This window comes from Streptomyces sp. SID4985 (assembly GCF_009863025.1).
Taxonomy (GTDB): Bacteria; Actinomycetota; Actinomycetes; order Streptomycetales; family Streptomycetaceae; genus Streptomyces.
The window spans coordinates 1-332 of record NZ_WWIR01000122.1; the positions used below are offsets into that span (position 1 = coordinate 1).

At 81.0% G+C, this 332-nt stretch carries 1 protein-coding gene; it reads right to left on the bottom strand.

From position 1 onward, the window contains the following. A partial coding sequence (locus GTW40_RS32500; protein ID WP_202485393.1) for a hypothetical protein occupies window positions 1–332 on the bottom strand: 332 nt, incomplete at both ends.

Genomic DNA, 332 nt, shown 5'->3' on the forward strand with positions numbered 1-332 from the left:
GCCGCTCCGGCTCCGCGAGCGCGCGCGCCAGCAGCTCGTCGGAGGGCGGCGGCACGGGATTGCCCCCGGCCCGCTCCTCCTCCCGCAGCGCCCGCCCGAGCCGCCGCAGATCGGCGGCGTCCATGCCGGCGAGGGGGGAGGTGAGGAGGGTGAGGGCGGTCTCGGCGTCGAGCCAGGTCCCGCCGGGGGTTTGCGGGGTCTGGTGGGCCGGGGCCGCCGGGGTGGGGTGGTTCTCGGGCTGGTCCGCTTCGGCGCCGGATGCCGTACCGGCCGGTCCCCCGGCGTCCGTGCGCGCCGACGCGTCGGGCTCCGGGTGGGCGGCGGCGGTCGGC